This window comes from Shewanella sp. 2_MG-2023, assembly GCF_030548905.1.
GTDB classification, from domain to species: Bacteria; Pseudomonadota; Gammaproteobacteria; order Enterobacterales; family Shewanellaceae; genus Shewanella; species Shewanella electrodiphila.
The window spans coordinates 69,024-88,233 of record NZ_JAUOSO010000008.1 but is presented as its reverse complement, the minus strand read 5'-3'; the positions used below and the strand labels follow the sequence as shown (position 1 = coordinate 88,233).

General features: G+C 41.7%; 16 protein-coding genes. All 16 read right to left on the bottom strand.

The features are described 5' to 3' along the window. Positions 1 to 66 precede the first annotated feature (66 nt). Positions 67 to 1,251 carry a BamA/TamA family outer membrane protein gene (locus Q4600_RS09890; RefSeq protein WP_303515832.1) on the bottom strand — a complete coding sequence of 395 codons (1,185 nt, stop codon included), beginning with the start codon at positions 1,249 to 1,251 and terminating at the stop codon, positions 67 to 69. Further along, positions 1,248 to 2,567, bottom strand: coding sequence for a DUF4056 domain-containing protein (locus Q4600_RS09885; RefSeq protein WP_229368866.1), 1,320 nt, complete (start codon positions 2,565 to 2,567; stop codon positions 1,248 to 1,250). Before Q4600_RS09885 ends, Q4600_RS09890 begins: the two co-directional genes overlap by 4 nt. Next, positions 2,564 to 3,481: an alpha/beta fold hydrolase gene (locus tag Q4600_RS09880; protein WP_303515829.1), complete on the bottom strand. Its 918-nt coding sequence runs from the start codon at positions 3,479 to 3,481 to the stop codon at positions 2,564 to 2,566. The genes Q4600_RS09885 and Q4600_RS09880 overlap by 4 nt, the downstream gene beginning before the upstream one ends. 2 nt (positions 3,482 to 3,483) lie before the next feature. Further along, complete coding sequence (locus Q4600_RS09875) at positions 3,484 to 4,347, bottom strand: virulence protein (protein WP_102526317.1); 864 nt, start codon at positions 4,345 to 4,347, stop codon at positions 3,484 to 3,486. Positions 4,348 to 4,866: 519 nt separating this feature from the next. Continuing rightward, positions 4,867 to 5,265 (bottom strand): hypothetical protein, encoded by a 399-nt coding sequence (locus tag Q4600_RS09870; RefSeq protein WP_229368869.1) that lies wholly within the window; start codon positions 5,263 to 5,265, stop codon positions 4,867 to 4,869. Continuing rightward, positions 5,265 to 6,041 carry a bifunctional 2-polyprenyl-6-hydroxyphenol methylase/3-demethylubiquinol 3-O-methyltransferase UbiG gene (locus Q4600_RS09865; RefSeq protein WP_229368870.1) on the bottom strand — a complete coding sequence of 259 codons (777 nt, stop codon included), beginning with the start codon at positions 6,039 to 6,041 and terminating at the stop codon, positions 5,265 to 5,267. The genes Q4600_RS09870 and Q4600_RS09865 overlap by 1 nt, the downstream gene beginning before the upstream one ends. Positions 6,042 to 6,302: 261 nt before the next feature. After that, complete coding sequence (locus tag Q4600_RS09860; protein WP_303515821.1) at positions 6,303 to 8,297, bottom strand: methyl-accepting chemotaxis protein; 1,995 nt, start codon at positions 8,295 to 8,297, stop codon at positions 6,303 to 6,305. Between the two features lie 190 nt (positions 8,298 to 8,487). Further along, positions 8,488 to 10,083, bottom strand: a complete 1,596-nt coding sequence (locus tag Q4600_RS09855) for an ABC-F family ATPase (protein ID WP_303515818.1) — start codon at positions 10,081 to 10,083, stop codon at positions 8,488 to 8,490. Positions 10,084 to 10,691: 608 nt separating this feature from the next. Beyond that, entirely contained in the window at positions 10,692 to 10,904 is a 213-nt protein-coding gene (locus Q4600_RS09845) for a hypothetical protein (RefSeq protein WP_229368873.1), read from the bottom strand. A 228-nt stretch (positions 10,905 to 11,132) separates the two neighbouring features. Then, positions 11,133 to 11,891 carry an SDR family oxidoreductase gene (locus Q4600_RS09840; protein WP_102526311.1) on the bottom strand — a complete coding sequence of 253 codons (759 nt, stop codon included), beginning with the start codon at positions 11,889 to 11,891 and terminating at the stop codon, positions 11,133 to 11,135. A 66-nt stretch (positions 11,892 to 11,957) separates the two neighbouring features. Beyond that, positions 11,958 to 12,863, bottom strand: coding sequence for a 3-hydroxyisobutyrate dehydrogenase (mmsB, locus tag Q4600_RS09835; RefSeq protein WP_303515813.1), 906 nt, complete (start codon positions 12,861 to 12,863; stop codon positions 11,958 to 11,960). Between the two features lie 12 nt (positions 12,864 to 12,875). Continuing rightward, a complete protein-coding gene (locus Q4600_RS09830; RefSeq protein WP_303515811.1) occupies positions 12,876 to 13,991 on the bottom strand; it encodes an enoyl-CoA hydratase/isomerase family protein in 1,116 nt (371 codons plus the stop codon). After that, a complete protein-coding gene (locus Q4600_RS09825; RefSeq protein WP_303515809.1) occupies positions 13,991 to 14,764 on the bottom strand; it encodes an enoyl-CoA hydratase in 774 nt (257 codons plus the stop codon). The genes Q4600_RS09830 and Q4600_RS09825 overlap by 1 nt, the downstream gene beginning before the upstream one ends. A gap of 21 nt (positions 14,765 to 14,785) precedes the next feature. Then, a complete protein-coding gene (locus Q4600_RS09820) occupies positions 14,786 to 15,943 on the bottom strand; it encodes an acyl-CoA dehydrogenase family protein (protein ID WP_102526308.1) in 1,158 nt (385 codons plus the stop codon). A 253-nt stretch (positions 15,944 to 16,196) separates the two neighbouring features. Further along, on the bottom strand, positions 16,197 to 17,690 hold the full coding sequence (locus Q4600_RS09815; protein WP_229368877.1) for a CoA-acylating methylmalonate-semialdehyde dehydrogenase: 1,494 nt from the start codon (positions 17,688 to 17,690) through the stop codon (positions 16,197 to 16,199). Positions 17,691 to 17,852: 162 nt separating this feature from the next. Then, positions 17,853 to 19,046: an acetyl-CoA C-acyltransferase gene (locus tag Q4600_RS09810; RefSeq protein ID WP_303515806.1), complete on the bottom strand. Its 1,194-nt coding sequence runs from the start codon at positions 19,044 to 19,046 to the stop codon at positions 17,853 to 17,855. Positions 19,047 to 19,210 lie beyond the last annotated feature (164 nt).

Below are 19,210 nucleotides of genomic sequence, written 5' to 3'. Positions count from 1 at the left end.
CTATCTCAACAGGTATTTTAGAGTAACATATTCAATTTGGCTGATTAACTTAATGCCAAGTGGAAATTAAAAGGCTTCATTTACGTTAAAGTAAAAGCCAGTATCACCGTCGCCAAAGGCTAAATCTAATCTTAGGTTTACGCGTGGTTTAACTTCGAATCTATAGCCTATACCTGTATTGGGTAGTACACTCGCCGAAGTCAGCTCACTGAATTTTTCCGAAATAACTCCTGCACCTACCCAGTAAACCATCCCATGACGACCAGATAAGTTCTGTCGATATTCCACTTGTGCTAACAACATTTGCTTGTCGCGGTAACGACCTGAAGTATACCCTCTAAGTAAATCTCCGCCACCCGCTTTTGACAGCTGATCCCAAGGCACATCACCATGAGTAAAACGGCCACGAATTTGCCACGCTAAAACATCATCATCTGCAACTTGATAATAGGTACTGTAGAGTGCATTAACAATTTCAAAGTCGCTCTTACTGCCTAATTCTTTGCGATATATCCCCGTATCAATTTGGGCAATTCTCCCTTGTTCAGGATTAAGTACATTATCTCGACTATCGTAGTTGATTAAAAAATTCACCCCGACACTGCGTGATGTCTCTAGCAAAGGGTTGATCTCGACATCTGAATTTAGCTTATCGATACTGCTGGCTTTAGCGTAATTAAAATCAAAGCCTGCACCAATAAAAACGTTGGATGATAATCGGTTCAAGAACATTGGGTTTACACGGACAGTTCGACCATTAAAATCAACTCGGTTATCGTCTTGATGGTTTTCATCATAGCCAACGCCATAGAACACATCAGGAATATCAAACATCTCTGCAGTTAGATAAAAACGCTGTTGATCTTCATTTAGGAAGGTTTTATTTTCAATTGATACACCAAGTGCACCATTAATGGAAGCTAAACCGTTAATCACTAATGACGATAATTGACTGACTTCATCAGTAGGATCCACTTGATATAAACCTACGGCTGAAATGCCTACACCTAAGTCCATTTCGGGATTATAAAAAGGCCCAGGAAGAAAACTAAAATCAATCAATTTATCAGCGTCAAACTCGCCATCTGCACCAAGCTTTTGTAAAAAGCTTTCCATCCAGCTCAACTCTTCATCAGAAGCTAGCGTCTCAGTTGTTTGCTCAACACTCGCTTTTTCTGAAGCAAATGACGCTGCACAAGCCAATAACCCTATCGAGAAAAAGCCGATTCTCATGCCGTGGAATAAGCTCATTTCAACTCACCTTGTGATGTTTGTTCTATCGCTAACGGTAAGTGAGAATGTTGAGATAAATGCTCACTCAATAATGTCTCATCCAATTTTTCGTTATATCGAGTTAACGTTAAAAATGATTGCTGAGTAAAACCATCACGCCATAAAGACTCAGGTACATGTTCAAAATGCGATTCAAATTTTGCATCTACATGTAACCATTGCTTAGCGACATTATCGATAGTAATTCCATGAACGTGATTGGCTAAACTTAAGTCGTGAGCGACGTTAGGTGTTTCATAAACACTTACAACATCGGACCAAGTATCACTGTTTTTCGCCATATCCATCGGCACTAAATAAGGTGATTGATGTTCGCCCAGATCGTAATGGCGTTTAAGTAACATAAATTTGTTAGGCATAGGTTCATTTGAGTCCCACCAATAGCCATCAATCACATCAAAAAGTGCATCCGTTTCTGCTGCAGTGACAGGCTCTAACCAATCTAATGTTGCGGCAATCCATGACGTCATATGATAATTATATTGCTGTCGAGTCATGGCCAAATTATTGGTCAGTACTGCAAGCGCAATTTTTGCACCTAGCATATTGGAGTAAAGATCTTCTGGTGAGTATGCCGAAACATCTTCGGTCCACGGTCCAAAACTACGATAACCGTGGTACTGAGCAATTTCATGAGCTTCAGCCATCGAATAGGCAAGACGCACAGCCATTGCCGCTGCCAACTCCCAACGTTGAGTTGCTGTTAAAAGCTTTACTTCAAAACGATCAATTTCAATCGTTCGAGGACCAATTTCAAATGGCAATGCAATGGATTGCTTTTCACCAAGGTTTGGGTGGATTTGGTAAAACAGCGCCACCGCGTTGTCTGCAGTGTCTCTTACATGAGCTAAATCTATAAAGCCGCCCTTTCTGGTATAAATAATACCGTTGTTCTCGCCACTTCGGCCTTCATCAGGTGCCGACTTTTGATGACTAAAACTGCCTGCTTCATAAGCATGAGCACCTAAATCTTCTAACGAGATAGTATTGGCATGACGATAAAAAGGGATGGTCATAGCACCAAGCTTTACCTTCTGACCATTACCAAATGCACAACATGGTCGAACACTTGTCGGTAAAGTCATAGCCGCTTGTTGAGGTAATGCAATATCACGTAAAAGAGCAGGATCGGGTTGATTATCTAACGCCGCAGATACAGCGGAGTCAGATGGGGTTGCACTCACCTGCCATTCGCTACTTGAGCATGCTGACACTAGCGAAACCATTAAACCTACACTCAATAAGATGACGCGTTTTTGAGAATGAAACATCATTGAATAAAGTCTCTTATCATTTGGCTAATTGACTCTGAAAAATCATTACTTAGGCCATGGGATGCATCAGGGATAATTATGATTGGAGCATTTAAAAACTCAGAAAATTCAATGCCTTTTTCAAGTGGGAACACAATGTCATTTTCGCCCCAAATTAATAATGAAGGCGGAAGCTTACCTTTAAATTCTGCAGGGTTAAGTTGATCTCGATATGCAGGTAAAGTGGTAATCAATGATTTTTTCTGTACATGAAAATCTGCAAAGTAGCTTTGATAGATTTGCTCATCGATAAAACTTGGGTACCAAGGGTGATCAACAAACGTATGCTCAAGTAAATGTCTTACACCTTCTTTATTCTCAGGCACAAACACAGCTTCTGGCACACTTTGTCCAAAACGTTGACTCATGGCATCCATGTCTTCATCGCCAAACACAATACCTGGGCTTGCCAACATAATAGCTTTATTGACGGTAGGTTCTTTGATCATTAGGTCAAACGTAATAAACCCGCCAAACGAAATACCCACCACATTGACATTTTCAAGCGCGAGCTCTTCAATCAAGTGTTGAATAGCTTGGGTTTCGCTACTGATAGTTGCTGGAGCGTTACTGAAAGATGCACCAAACCAAAGTAAATCAGGCACGATAACGTGATAATCAGACGCAAGATCTTGCATAATCTCATACCAGCTAGTTAAGCCCGTACCGCCAAAACCATGAAGCAAGATAACAGTGGGAGCACTCGTATCTCCACCTTGCCAGTAGTGCAATTCGCCTTGACTCTCTAGCGACAACTGTTGCCGTTCAAAACCCGCTTTCATTAATTGGTTTTGCTGATAATTATCCACCATAGAAACTGCTGAGCAGCCACCTAGGAAGAAAATAAATACACTAACAATCATTAGTCGCATCATGGTTAGAACCTATAGCCAATGCCAGCCATAAAGCTTGTGCGTGTGCCAAAACCACCTTCAAGTAACAAATCAAACCCCTTACCTAAGTTGATTTGACCACCAATCAAGCTATTCCACTTATCTTCGAGGTGTTGGGTAACTTCAAATTTACCATTACCTAAAGGAATGCCGATATCTTTAAGGTAACCACTAAAAGTTTGCTCAACATTTTGATACATAGCACCGACCCAGAACTGGCTTTCATGGCCATAAACAGTGGTGCGGTAACCTACACGCGGTGAAACAACAATTGAACTGATCTCACCATCAAGAATATCAAGATCAGTATTAGTGTAATTAACGTCTAATAAAGCAAACCAATTGCCTATGCCACCCACGATTGTGCCGCCCGCACCGTATGTAGTACCTTTAAAATTCAGCTCAAAATCAAATGGATCAGAAACCACTGGCGGCAAAGGCCATGGCATTTCTACTTCAACTTGAACATTAGCGACACTACTGCCTTTTGTTTGGCCAATCACGCCATAAAGGTTTAGAAATGGTAGTACCCACATATCAGCTCTTAAAGTAATGGTTTCTGAATCTTGCATCGCTTCACTACCATTAATACTCACTCTGTCATCAATAATATCGCCAAGACCTGAAAAGGTGACACCATCAACCACTAACGGTTGTTCCATCGACATATAGTTAACAGTAAAACCATATGGCTTAGGTAATTCATGGCCTAAATCCATCGCTTCTTGTGCCCAAATAGGAAATGCGCGTTGATATTTTTGCGATACTTCTATGGCTTCATCAGCCACTACAAACTGACTGTATAGAGTGAAAATAGATAACAGAATAACGGAGGAATTTCTTAGCATTCGAACAGGTAATCCTTATACAACTCAATAATAAGCTTTAAGTTGCTCTCAATATTATTTGCTCCGCATGTCATCAACTCTGAGGCAGTTTCTGTAACAAGGTTGTAGATAATTTAAACAGCGGAAATCTGGGAGGAAGGATAATAGAGATAGAATATTAATTTAAACTTAAAATAATTGAATATGAATTATTTCTAATGAGGCACATATGTTATCTGGTTAACCCGATAACAGACGTGGTTAAAGACTTAACACTCAACACGTGCGCTCACCTACGAGTAACAGCTGTATCCAAGGTGATACATAAAGCTGATAAAGCTACGAGCAGTTGAATAAACCACTGGGCTGTGATAATAAAGGTTTTTACTCTAGTACTTAAACTTTACCAGATTTGATTAGCCAAACATTTCAGTCAAAGTTGTAATCAAGGTGCCAAGGTGCAGTGTATTGGCTTAGCTTTATGATTTAATGACAAGCCAAAAACACCACGCTATTATGATTAAAAGGATAAAGCGAAGATTAAAATTGACAGCTAATTTCACCAATATCATTCAAAACAAGCACTACCCGCTTATTAATTTCAAAATTAGTGATATAACCACAAGTTCCTTCGAGTAAATCGCCACTATCAAGCAGCAAATGGTACTCATATTGTCCATCTAGCTGAGCTAAATCATAATAAATGGTATTGTCCTGTGATGTATGAATCTCGCCAAAATCAAGTCGACTCAAAGGCAAATTTATAATCGCTGACTCAATAACAAACTCTGAACGATTTTCAACCGTGACACTTGGGCTCGCATAAAAGTAACTTAAATACATCAACACTATGACTGCTGAGATACCTGCAGCGACTTTGATAAAAATACTGCCCCAACGATTGGTCACATCCAGTTTTTGTTGTGATTCAAATAGCATTAACACTTAGTTCCTTTGATGGAAAAAACCAATGGAATGGGTTGCCCCTTCACAATGGATTGAAATTGTTTAGGCTGTTTTTCTATTAGGTTTTCAAAGCAATTGTAAGGGCTGAATGGAAATTCGTTAACCGCATCAATTCGAATCCCCGCTTGAATTAATGCATTAATCACTTCGCTTAATGAATGCGCCCACGTCACCATAGTCTGCTCATGGTCTGAATTATTACCCGCTTGTGTATAACTCCCCTCAACGACCACATCAGGCTCAGCTTGATGAAAGTATGGGTAACCATCTAGGACGTCCTGAACTGGATGAAACTCAGCCATATAAAATGTACCGCCTTGGTTCAAGCTGTCACTAATGACCTGCGCCCACTTAGTTAAACAAGGTAACCAACAAATTGCGCCAAAAGACGTGAACACAATGTCGAAACTTTTCGAGCGCTTATTTGCAAATTCATAGACATCAGCACAAACGAACTCAGCCTCGATATTACACTGAGTCGCAAGTTCACGTGCCTTATCAATCGCTTCATCAGATAAATCAACACCAGTGACACTCGCGCCCAGCCTTGCCCATGACAAAGTATCTAAACCAAAGTGGCATTGAAGGTGCAGCAAAGACTTACCCGCTACATCGGTGAGTTCCGCGGTTTCAATTTCTGTTAATGAAGAATTACCTGCAAGAAAGCTCGGCACATCATAAAAAGATGAATCAAAATGTACTATTGCTCGTTCATTCCAAGCTTGTTTATTGATGTTGAGGTAATCCATTACTCGTCCTTTATTTATCGGCAATCGTTTATCGACAATAGTTTATCGACAATAGTTTATCGACAATTGTGTATCGACAATAGTTAATCGGTTTCTAATTTAGGCGTCATGTTAGCAAAGTATAATTAAGATTCACATTTTGTCGCATAAGTTTACTTTTTCTTGTCCATAAAAAAACCGACGTAAATCACGTCGGCTTTAAAATACTGATTAAAAATACTGATTAAAAATCAATTATTTCTATTTCATTTTTCTCATTGGTTAACGATTGCTCAATGTAAACTTCTGCACTTGCTCAGACATTGCTGCGGCATCTTCTAGTAAGCTGTCATTTAGTAGGCTCAGCGATTCGGCAATTTTTTGAGTTTGGCTATATATTTCACTGATCCTCATCGCGTTTTGATTCACTTCTTCAGCGACTGCAGCTTGCTCATGAGTTGCAGAGGCAATTTGCTGATTCATGTTGTCAATAATATCGACATCGGCAACAATCTGTTGTAACTCTTTACCAGCATGCTCTACTTCATTGACACTTTCTTCAGCACTGACCATGCCTCGTTGCATGGTTTTAACCGCCAACTGCGCACCTGACTTTAATCTTTCTGTCATGCGCTTAATGTCATCAGTTGAAGACTGAGTGCGTTGAGCAAGCGTTCTGACTTCATCAGCGACCACAGCAAATCCTCTACCTTGCTCGCCAGCCCTTGCCGCCTCAATGGCCGCATTTAATGCCAGTAAATTGGTTTGCTCTGAAATGGCACTGATCACATCTAAAATGGTGGCAATAGACTGCACATCTTGATCTAATGTTTCAATGGCATTTGACGCTTCATTAATTTCTGATGCAAGGTGCTTGATTGATACGGTGGTTTTTGACACCCCTTTGTTACCAATGTGCGCTTCTTTATTGGCTGAAGTTGAAGCGTCAGAAGCTTGTACTGCATTGGCTGCAATTTGCGTCACTGTCGCGCTCATTTCTGTCATTGCTGATGCAACTTGCTCAGCTTCAAGGTAACCGGTTTCAACATCTTTTTGCATAGTGTGAGCATGACCATTTACTTCTTCTACGACCTTAACCACCTGCGTTGCACTTTGACGAACCTGCAAGATAATGGTTTCAAAGTCATTCATCATGGCGTTAAATGCATCAGAAAGTTGCCCAAATTCATCTGCTGACTGATGTTCAATCCGGGTGCTTAAATCAAAGTTATTTCCCGCATGAGTGACCTTACTGAATAAATGACTCAGACTACGATTAAGGTATTTCGATACAGATAAGCTTAACCAACCTAATAATACAATTGATATGGTTAAGGTTAGCAAAGATAACCACATATGTTGGTTAGCTGAATTTAAACGTGTTTTGGTCAATAGAATTAAATCATCCACAAGAAAGTGCTCGAAATCTGTGAGTACGTTAATTCTCGCAGTCGAAGTTTTAAACCACTCTTCTGGGTTTTGCGCACTGATGTCACTGGCAACTTGCGCTAAAGCTATTTGACGCATCTGCTCGACTTCACTCACTTCCCGTGAGCGAGCCACTTGTGAAAATCGAGACAACCAGTCTGCTGTCGCTAAGGCATTAAAGCGCTCCGCATAGGTATTTTGCTCTGACATTAACGTAACAAAGCGCGCATACACGCCATCTTTAAAGCCTTCTTGTCCAAAGGTGGTACTTAACACTGCTCGCTCAATGCCTGCACGCTCTTTTAACTGTAAAAATGCGCCAAAGGATGCAAGCTTTAAAGATAATTCGCTATCAGGGCTTTGCATGGCTGCTTCATCAACCACAGACAATAAAGCCGTATTCAACCCCGTGTAATACTTCACTTCTTCAGCCACAGAAATGGTTAAGTTATCGACAGAACGTCTAATGGATTGTAATTGCTGTAACTGATTGTGAATTTGCTGCAAGGTTGAGCTGATTTGTACTGGGAAAGCATTGATATCAGGAATATTGTTAAACTGGCTGATTTGTCTATCGGCTGCAACTCTCTGATTAGGTAGCAAACTTGCAAACGATTTACCTTGTGAACCAATAAAGCCTGCACTCATACCACGCTCAATTTGTAATTCATGCACCAAGGCACTATTGATTACGGCCAGCTCGCTTAATGAAAGTACTGTGGTCAATTCCGATTTGGTTTCATATTTATTATGAACAAACATGCCACCATATATGAGGCAAATAACCAAGGGTGGAATAATCAGTAAAAGAAGTTTATGTAGCGTTTTGAGATCGGTAATCCATTTCATTATATCTTTACCCTTAGAGTAAGTGCTCCATGCAATTTTGCGATAAATTGCATGCTTTGATGCAAATAAGGCGACTTAATTCTAGATCAAAAAAAGTTGCTGAGTATCGTTCGCGCAAAAAAAAACCTGTATCAGCTAAATAACTAGCCTTACAGGTTTCTTATCGGCGATTAGAGAAAAAGCTTTAAGCTTATCCTTCAACACCTTTGCTTGCTAAGAACTCATCATAAGTTCCTTTGAAATCGTTAATGCCGTTTGGTGTCACTTCTAAAATACGTGTAGCAAGTGATGATACAAACGCACGGTCGTGAGAAACGAATAACAAAGTACCTTCATACATTTCTAAGGCATTGTTCAATGATTCAATTGATTCCATATCCATGTGGTTTGTTGGTTCATCAAGAAGTAGGATATTTGGCTTTTGCATAATCAGCTTACCAAAGTACATACGGCCTTTTTCACCACCAGAAAGGACTTTGACAGATTTTTTAATATCGTCAGAACCGAATAGCATACGCCCTAAAATACCACGAACAGATTGATCATCATCTTCTGGTTTGCGCCACTGGCTCATCCAATCAAATAACGTCATGTCGTTAGCAAAATCTGCTTCATGATCCTGAGCATAGTAACCAATGTTTGAATTTTCAGACCATTGGATAGTACCAGCATCTTGAGGCAAGTCATGTACTAAGGTACGTAATAGTGTCGTTTTACCCACACCGTTTTCACCTAAGATAGCAATACGCTCGCCTACTTCAGCCATCATATCGAAGTTGCTGAATAATGGTTTTTCATCAAAACCTTTAGCGAGTTGCTCAACCACTAATGCGTTACGGAACAATTTCTTTTCTTGTTCAAAACGAATGAATGGGTTAACACGGCTAGATGCTTTGATTTCTTCAATTTTAATCTTATCGATTTGCTTAGCACGTGACGTTGCTTGCTTTGCTTTAGACGCGTTAGCAGAGAAACGAGCCACGAAGCCTTGAAGTTCAGCAATTTGTGCTTTCTTCTTAGCATTGTCAGACTGCAGACGCTCACGAGACTGCTGCGCAGCCATCATGTATTCATCGTAGTTACCTGGGTAAACACGTAATTCAGCGTAATCGATATCAGCCATGTGAGTACAAACAGAGTTTAGGAAATATCTATCGTGCGAGATAATAACCATGGTGCTGTTACGCTGGTTCAACATTTCTTGTAACCAACGAATAGTGTCGATGTCCAAGTTGTTGGTTGGCTCATCAAGTAACAAAACATCTGGGTCCGAGAACAATGCTTGTGCAAGTAGTACACGTAACTTGAAACCTGGTGCGATTTCGCTCATCAGACCGAAGTGTTGGTCTACACCAATCCCGACGCCCATCAGTAAGTCACCTGCACGAGATTCGGCGGTGTAACCGTCCATTTCAGCAAATTCCATTTCAAGCTCAGAAACTTTGATACCGTCTTCTTCACTCATTTCTGGTAAAGAATAAATACGGTCACGTTCTTGCTTCACTTCCCATAGCTCTTTGTGACCCATGATCACAGTGTCTACGACAGAGAAGGCTTCATAAGCGAACTGATCTTGATTCAGCTTACCCATGCGCTCACCTGGATCAATCGACACATTACCGCTTGTCGGTTCAAGGTCGCCAGTTAAGATTTTCATGAAAGTGGATTTACCACAGCCATTGGCTCCGATAAGACCGTAGCGATTACCGCCACCGAATTTAACTGAGATATTTTCAAACAGTGGCTTTGAACCAAACTGCATGGTGATGTTAGCTGTAGTAATCAAAATGAGATTCCAAAATTCAAGTTATGACAAAAACAAAAAACCAGCGCTGACTTTATTAGCTGCTTTGTTAAACAAGTCAGTGTTCATTGACGAGTATAGCGGCTGTACGTAAATAGCACTGGTTTTAAACCACCCTTAAAACAATAAGCATGGTCACAATAATTAGGCGGCGTACTATAGCATTTCAGCTTATTTTTTCAACTTAACTTAGGGTCTGTTGAACTTTCAAGGTTGTTTTTGCAGCGAAGTGTGGGCCATTTGTGCAAGGCAGAGACTTTGTGGTGTAGTTATTCTACATAAAAAGTCAATAACGAAGTAAAAATGGCCAACAAACGCTGCCCGAAGGGTTCGCCTAAAAACGTTTTACTCTTTGTTGAATGCATCTTTGTGAATAAAAGGTGCTTAGATGACTAGGCATCAATTCATTCGCCTCAATTAAAACGTTTTTAACTCGAACAAAATTCAACCAGCAAAGTTCAATAGACCCTAACAGAAGTAGAGGATAATTCGAGGGAGATTTGATGAATTTAATGTGTCTGTTAACACCAAAGACAAAATAGCCAACACACTCGGCCATTTTTACAACAATGAACGGTAAGTACGGGGGGTTACTTTTTAGCTGTGAACTTTTTGAAGGAAAACTTTTTCGTGAACCACGCAAGCGTGTCGATTTGCTGTTGTTGGTTCAAGCCAAAATAAACACAAATCCAAGGTGACAGCAAAAAGTACCAAGGCATAGTCATCCCCAGTTGGTCATTGAATTGCAGATAGAAAAAACCAAAATAGATCACTGCGATGCCTGCAATTCCTACAGTCATCATCGTCATCCTCATTGCCTTTTCTAGCCTATCCATCTGTTATTCCTGTTTATCATGTCTTTTTATTAGTTTTATTGTGACGACTTTTACGAAAATATGCATCTTGGTTAATGCTGCCAAGATGGTAGCAATAAATCCACCAATAAAAAAGCCAACCTTTAACAGGTTGGCTTTCATTTAATAACAGAGAACTGACACTAGCATCAATCCACCATTATCATCGCCAGCAGATTACATGCTTAAGCCGCCATCAATTTCAAATACACGGCCATTTACGTAATCGTTTTCAACGATAAATTTAACTGTCGCAGCCACTTCTTGCGCTTCACCCAAACGGCCTACTGGCACCATTTTTTCTAGACGCTCTAGCGCTTCTGGTTTCATGCCTGCTGTCATTTCAGTAGCAATCACACCTGGCGCTACTGCTGCACTGCGAATATTGTAACGTGCAAGCTCTTTTGCCCAACCCACACTCATTGCTGCGACGCCTGCTTTAGATGCAGAATAGTTAGACTGCCCCATGTTACCGGCTTTAGCGATACTAGAGATATTGATAATCACACCCGCTTGTTGTGAGTGGATCATCGCTGCAGCGGCTTCACGACCACAAAGGAATGTGCCGGTTAAATTAACATTAATCACTGATTGGAATTGGTCATAAGACATGCGGTCAGTGACCTTGCCTTCTTTCGCTTTAACCATTAAACCGTCACGTAAAATACCAGCGTTGTTAATTAGCACGTTAACTTGACCAAAATCTTCCAAAATGTAGTTAAAGCCAGCAACCACATCTTCTTCGTCAGTAATATCCAGTGCATAGCCTTGTACTTCCGTTGAAGCGCCAAGATCTGCACAAGCACGTTCTAATTTTTCTTGGTCTACATCGATAAGCGCCAAACGAGCACCTTGGGCCGCAAAGTCTTGCGCCATCGCTAAACCTAACCCACCAGCACCGCCAGTAATGACCACAACCTTATCTTTAATTTCCATTAACTGGATCCTTAATACGCTAAATTAACCTGAGGTTTCTTAATCAAACCTCAGTATTCAAATTCTCTATTTTTTATCAGCAGGTGTAAATTGCTCAAATATGCTTGAGAAATCACGGCGACCATTGCCTTGACGAGCATGGTTTACATACATGCTGCGTGCTAACGAACCCATAGGTGTACTTGAATTCGATGCCACTGATGTTTGCTGTGATAATCCTAAATCTTTCACCATCAAGTCAACCATAAAGCCGCCTTGATAATCATTTGAAGAAGGCACATTTTCCATCACATCAGGACAGGGATTATATTTCTCTAAGGTCCAATTGCCGCCACTGCTGACTTTCATGATATCAGATAACACTTTAGGGTCTAAACCATTATCAATACCTAATTGTAATGACTCACTGGTGCCGACCATTAATACTGATAACAGCATATTATTACAAATTTTAGCGATTTGACCTGCACCAGCGGCGCCAGCATGAAAAATATTGGCTCCCATGACAGTTAACACGGTTTGGGCTTTCTCATAAGCATTATCACTGCCACCACAAATAAAGGTCAATGTACCTGCTGCTGCGCCAGCTGTGCCACCTGATACAGGTGCATCCATAAACTCGATGCCTTTAGCTTGTGCATGCTTACCAACCACTTGTGCAGACTCAGCATCAATGGTGGAGCAATCAATTAACACAGCTTCTTTTGATACAACATCCAACAGGCCTTTTGTATCGTCGTCACCCAAATATAAATGACGTACATGTTTACCTGCTGGCAGCATGGTTATGACAAAATCAGCTGAGGCCGCTGCACCACAAGCGGTTTTAGCACTCAACGCACCTTGAGCTGTTAACGCTTCAACCGCCGCAGGTACTAAATCAAAAACGGTGACTGTCATTCCCGCTTTAATCAAGTTAGCCGCCATCGGGCCGCCCATATTACCTAAACCAATAAATGCTACTGTGGCCATAATAAATTCCTTTTAGATGTCTTTTAAAGGGTGCTTATCAGCATCCCAAGGTGATGTCAGTAATTGGGTAACGGCTTGTGCAGTGACGTCACTTGCATGACTAAAATGCCATTGAGGCTGACGGTCTTTATCAATTAATAGTGCACGAACACCTTCACAAAAATCACCATGAGAACAACAATTAACGCTTACACCTAATTCCCATTTAAAAGATTCTGCCAGTGTTTTAGTCGTACCAAGATTGGCTTGAGCAAATATCAGGAACCAACTTAATGGACTGCCAGCCAGAGCTGTTTTTTGCGCGCGTTTAAGCCAATCAAGCTCTGTTTCTAAACTGGTAATTTGATGATGAACTTCTTCAATTTCACCTGTCATCAATTGATCAATTTGCGGCTGAAAATCAGACAATGGACTTTGACCTATTTCAGCGTTCGAGCTGGTTTGCATTTTATTAAGCAATAAACTCAATTGCTGATGATTTAATGCAGCGTAGTCACTCCAGCTCACTTCAGCAATGGCATCAAATAATGGTTCTTTGTCGTCACTTGCCATGAAATGATTACCGACATTGACAAACAATGCATCGGCCGCATTCATGTTATATGCAGTTAGCCCTAAAAATAAGCCGATTTTACCAGGCATTCGATTCAGGAAATAACTGCCACCCACATCAGGATATAACCCAATGGTGATTTCAGGCATAGCAATGCGGCTTCGCTCAGTTAATACCCGGTGACTGCCTCCAGCCATTAAACCTAAACCTCCGCCCATCACGATACCGTCGCCCCAGACTAAGACAGGTTTTTCGTATTGATGCAGCAAATAATCTAATTGATATTCTTGACTGAAAAAGTCGCACGCTTCTGCGGTCATGGTATTAGGGTTAGCAATTGAAGCATGATAAATTGCCCGAACATCACCACCGGCGCAAAATGCTTTATCTCCAGCGCCATCAAGCACCACAAAGGCAATATCATTATCGTCTTTCCAAGCCTGTAATTGCTTGGTCATGGCTTGCACCATATCAAGGTTTAATGCATTTAAGGCTTTTTCAATATTGAGCGTAACCACACCAATTGATTTACCGGATAATGTCCCTAAGGTTTGAAATATTACATCTTGAGTCATTAGCAATTCTTCCATTTAGCTGCACGTTTATCTAAAAAGGCATTAACCCCTTCAGCTTGATCTTCAGTATCAAATAAGCCGACAAATAATTCCCGTTCTAAAGGTAACGCTTGCGTGCGTGGTTGGCTACGGCCAGCTTGAATTAAGGTTTTGCACACACTCACACTGCTTGGAGATTGACGAGCCACTTTCTCAGCTAGCGCCATTGCAGTGACTAATCCTTGACCTAGTTCGACAACCTCTTCGACTAAGCCTATTTGCAGCGCTTTATCAGCTTTGATTCTTTCGCCACACAAAATCATCCGTTTTGCCCAACCTTCGCCAACCAATGCTGTTAAGTTTTGAGTACCACCCGCACAAGGGAGTAGACCAACAGTGGCTTCAGGTAATGCCATTTGAGCATGGGATTCTGCAATGCGTAAGTCACATGCCAGAGCCACTTCTAGCCCGCCCCCCATGGCATAACCATTAATCGCTGCTATCGACACACCACGAAAAGCACTTAGAGCTTCAAACGCTTCACCAAAGTGTTGTGCCATTAATGCTGCATTTTGTTTGTCACCATCTGCAAAAATATTTAAATCCGCGCCCGCTGAAAAAAACTTCTCGCCCGCTCCGGTAATCACTAAAGCATAAATGTCTTTATTGTCATTTAGGCGCAGCACTATGCTTTTTAATAATGAAAGGCTTTCTGCCGTCCATGTATGAGCAGGTGGGTTATTGAGGGTTAATACTGCAGTATTACCCTCAATGGTTTCAATGATAGCTGTCATAATTTTCCCTTTATGAAGTCGTTACAGAATCGCGTGAGCATTTTCATCTAATAAGCGACGCGCAATAATTAAACGCATGATTTCATTGGTGCCTTCAAGAATTTGATGCACTCTTACATCTCTGAAATGACGTTCAAGTGGGTATTCACGAATATAACCATAGCCACCATGAATTTGCAGCGCGCTATCACACACTTGAAAGCCAATATCTGTGGCAAATCGTTTCGCCATTGCGCAATATGCGGTAGCTTCAGGGTCGTTCTGGTCAAGTTTAAATGCCGCTAAACGCACCATTTGACGGGCAGCGACTAACTCAGTTGCCATATCGGCTAACTTGAACTGTAATCCTTGAAAAGCAGCAATAGGTTTGCCAAATTGCTTACGTTCATTCATGTATTCGGTTGCACGCTCTAAGGCTGCTTGAGCAGTGCCCACTGAACAAGTCGCGATATTGATTCGGCCGCCATCCAGTCCTTTCATTGCAAAAGTAAAGCCTTGGCCTTCTTCACCAAGTAAATTTGCTTGCGGTATACGGACATTTTCAAAACTAATTAAACGGGTCGGCTGCGCGTTCCAGCCCATCTTGTCTTCAGCTTTGCCGTAAGTAACCCCAGCAGCATCGGCAGGAATCGCAATAGCTGAAATACCTTTAGCCCCTGCTTCGCCTGTGCGGCACATTACGACTAGTAACTCAGTTTCACCCGCACCTGAAATAAACATTTTTGAACCATTAATGATGTAATCATCACCATCTTTAACGGCTTTGGTTTGCAATGATGCCGCATCACTGCCCGCACCTGGCTCGGTTAAACAGTAAGATGCCAATAATTGACCAGTAGTTAACCCCTCAGACCATTGCTGGCGTAAGGTTTCGGTGCCCCATGTTGTAACCATCCATGTGGCCATATTATGAATCGTTAACATCGCAGTTGTCGCTGTACAACCATGAGATAACTCTTCAAAAATGATTGATGCATCAAGGCGAGATAAGCCCATGCCACCTTCAGATTCTGGTGAGTACAATGAGCAGAAACCAAGCTCGCCTGCTTTTTTTAATACGTCTTTTGGAAAATGATGTTCTTCATCCCATTGAGCGGCAAAAGGCGCTAGCTCTTCTGCTGCAAATTGACGAGCAAGATCGGCGAATTGGCGTTGGTCTTCGTTGAAATTAAAATCCATGGTCTGAATCCTTTTTTACTATGACTCTTAGGTCATTTGGTGCGCTTAACATCCCGCGAAATTATTAGGTGGAGCTATACTGCTCGATGTGCGGTGATGCTATACGTGAATGGTTGTTGTCGCAGCGTCTTGCTGACTTGTTATTTACGTTGTAAAAGGCCTTCTCCCAAAAGAAGGCCTTGGTGAAACGATTTACGCTAAGCATGTTAAATCATGACTTAAGCATGATTTAGACATGATTACTTAAGCATGACTATTTAAGATCGATACTCATATTCGGGCCACTGACCACTTCGTCTGCAAACCAGCGTGAAGTAATGGTTTTTGTTTCAGTGTAAAAACGCACAGCTTGCTTACCATAAGCATGCTGATCGCCATAGAAACTGCCTTTCCAGCCAGTGAAAGAGAAAAATGGCAGTGGTACAGGAATAGGTACGTTAATCCCTACTTGTCCTACTTCGATATGATGTTGATACTTACGCGCCGCGCCGCCAGATGCAGTAAAGATTGACGTGCCATTGCCATAAGGGCTGTTATTAACCAGTTCAATTGCTTCATCTAAATCGTCAGCTTCCATACAACACAGTACTGGGCCAAAAATTTCTTCTTTGTAAATCGCCATATCAGTAGTGACATTACTGAACATTGTTGGTCCAATCCAATTACCCGACTCGTAACCTTCAACAGTAAAATCGCTGCCATCAAGTAAGCACTCAGCGCCTTCTTCTTTACCTTGAGCAATCAACTTAAGGACTCGATCTTTAGCTGCAGGGCTTATTACCGGGCCATAAGCTGCATTTTTATCATCCCATAAACCTGGACGTACTTTGGCTAATGCTTCTTTAAGCTCTGGGATCCATTCTTTTGCAGCGCCTACAAATACCGCCACAGAAATAGCCATACAACGTTGACCTGCAGCGCCAACCGATGCACCAACCATGTTGTTGATCACTTGCTGTTTATTGGCATCAGGCATAATCACACAGTGGTTTTTCGCACCTGCAAAGGCTTGAACGCGTTTTAGGTTATCTGTACCTGTTTTGTAAATGTATTGCCCTACACCGACAGAACCCACGAATGAAATAGCTTTGATGGCAGAATCATTTAATAAAATATCTACCGCAGCTTTGTCACCGTGAACAAGCTGCAACACACCTTTTGGCGCGCCAGCTTCAACAAACAACTCAACTAAGCGTTGCGGAGTCATTGGATCTTGTTCTGAAGGCTTGAGAATAAAGGTATTACCGCAAGCAATGGCGAGTGGGAACATCCACAATGGGATCATTGCAGGAAAGTTAAACGGTGTAATACCCGCACAAACACCTAATGGTTGAGTGTAGCTGTAGGTATCGATATTACGGGCAACATTTTCAACGGTTTCGCCCATCATCATAGAAGCGATATTACATGCATGCTCCGCCACTTCAATTCCGCGCCAAACATCACCTTTGGCATCTTCAAAGGTTTTACCTGTTTCTTGCGCTAGAATCGTAGCCAGCTCATCATGGTGTTCTTTTAAAAGGTGCTGGTAGCGAAGCATCACGCGCGCACGTTCAGAAACAGGTACTTCTTTCCATGTTGTAAATGCTTCTTTGGCACTATGAATTGCTTGATTCACTTCGTCAGCAGTAGCTGCATTGATGTTAGCAATGACCTGGTTATCTGCTGGATTAGTAACTGATATAACCTGTGAACCTACGCCTTCGGTAAATTCGCCATTAATATAATGTTTAACTTGAACCGTCATGTTGCTTCCTAAATCCCTGTTGAGCCCCAAAGCTCATTTAAAGTTAAGTACTGGCTGCTGTTTTATTGTGGCTATATAAATTGCCAAGCTAGTCCAGTACTTACGTCTTGTTGAATTTCTAATCTTTTACAACTGTACTTTTTGTCATTAAAAACGTTATGACTAGACTTCAATCGCCATCGCAGTGGCTTCGCCGCCACCGATACATAATGACGCCACACCTTTGGTTAATCCTTTCGCTTTAAGCGCATGGATTAACGTCACTAATACACGTGTACCAGAACAACCAATTGGATGACCTAAAGCGCAGGCACCGCCATTAATATTTACTTTTGATTCATCAAGTTGTAGCTCACTGATTGCAAGCATGGTCACCATTGCGAACGCTTCATTGATTTCAAATAAATCAACGTCAGCCTTAGACCAGTTCACTTTGTCGAATAATTTATTCATTGCGCCTACAGGCGCGGTGGTAAACATTGATGGTTCTTGCGAATGAGTTGTGTGGCCTTTAATTGTGGCCATCACATCAAGCCCTAACGACTCCGCTTTTTCGCGGCTCATTAACATAAGTGCAGCTGCACCATCTGAAATTGAGCTAGAGTTTGCCGCTGTAATCGTGCCGTCTTTAGCAAATGCAGGTCGCAGAGTTGGAATTTTTTCAGGACGGGCGTTACCCGGTTGCTCATCAGTATCGATAGTGACATCACCACGGCGACTTGAAATGGTCACAGGCACAACTTCTTGCTTAAACGCGCCTGAATTAATCGCAGCGTTGGCTTTTTCAAGTGAGTTTAGGGCGAATTGATCCATACCTTCGCGGGTTAAACCAAAGTCATCTGCCGTTTTTTGCGCGAAAGTACCCATTGCACCGCCAGTGTAAGCATCTTCGAGTCCATCAAGGAACATATGGTCTAACACTTTGCCATGCCCCATACGCATACCGCCACGCGCTTTATCAAGTAAGTATGGTGCTTGTGTCATGCTTTCCATGCCACCAGCAATCACCACTTCGCTCGAACCCGCTTTAATTAAATCATGCGCCATCATGACGGTTTTCATACCTGAGCCGCAGACTTTATTGACTGTGGTAGCACCAACACTTAATGGCAAATCAGCCCCTAAGGTTGCTTGACGTGCAGGCGCTTGGCCTAAACCTGCTGGTAACACACAGCCCATTAACACTTCATCAATTTGTTGAGTATCGATATTAGTTTGCGCCACTAAGCCTTTGATTGCTGTCGCGGCTAATGTAGGAGATGTAACGGCTGACAATGCGCCTTGAAAACCACCCATTGGGGTACGTTTTGCTGCAACGATAACGATATCTTGTGGTGATGAAAGTGTTGTACTCATAACTTCTCCGCTGTAAACCGGCTTAACATGGCCGAGATTAATACACAGTAAAATGTGATCTAGTTCAATAATCACACTCTGACGTTTACGCTAACGTAAAGCAAGAGAAATCAGTTAAATAAACATTAAGAATTTTAAATCGCTGTCATTGAAAATTTACAAAC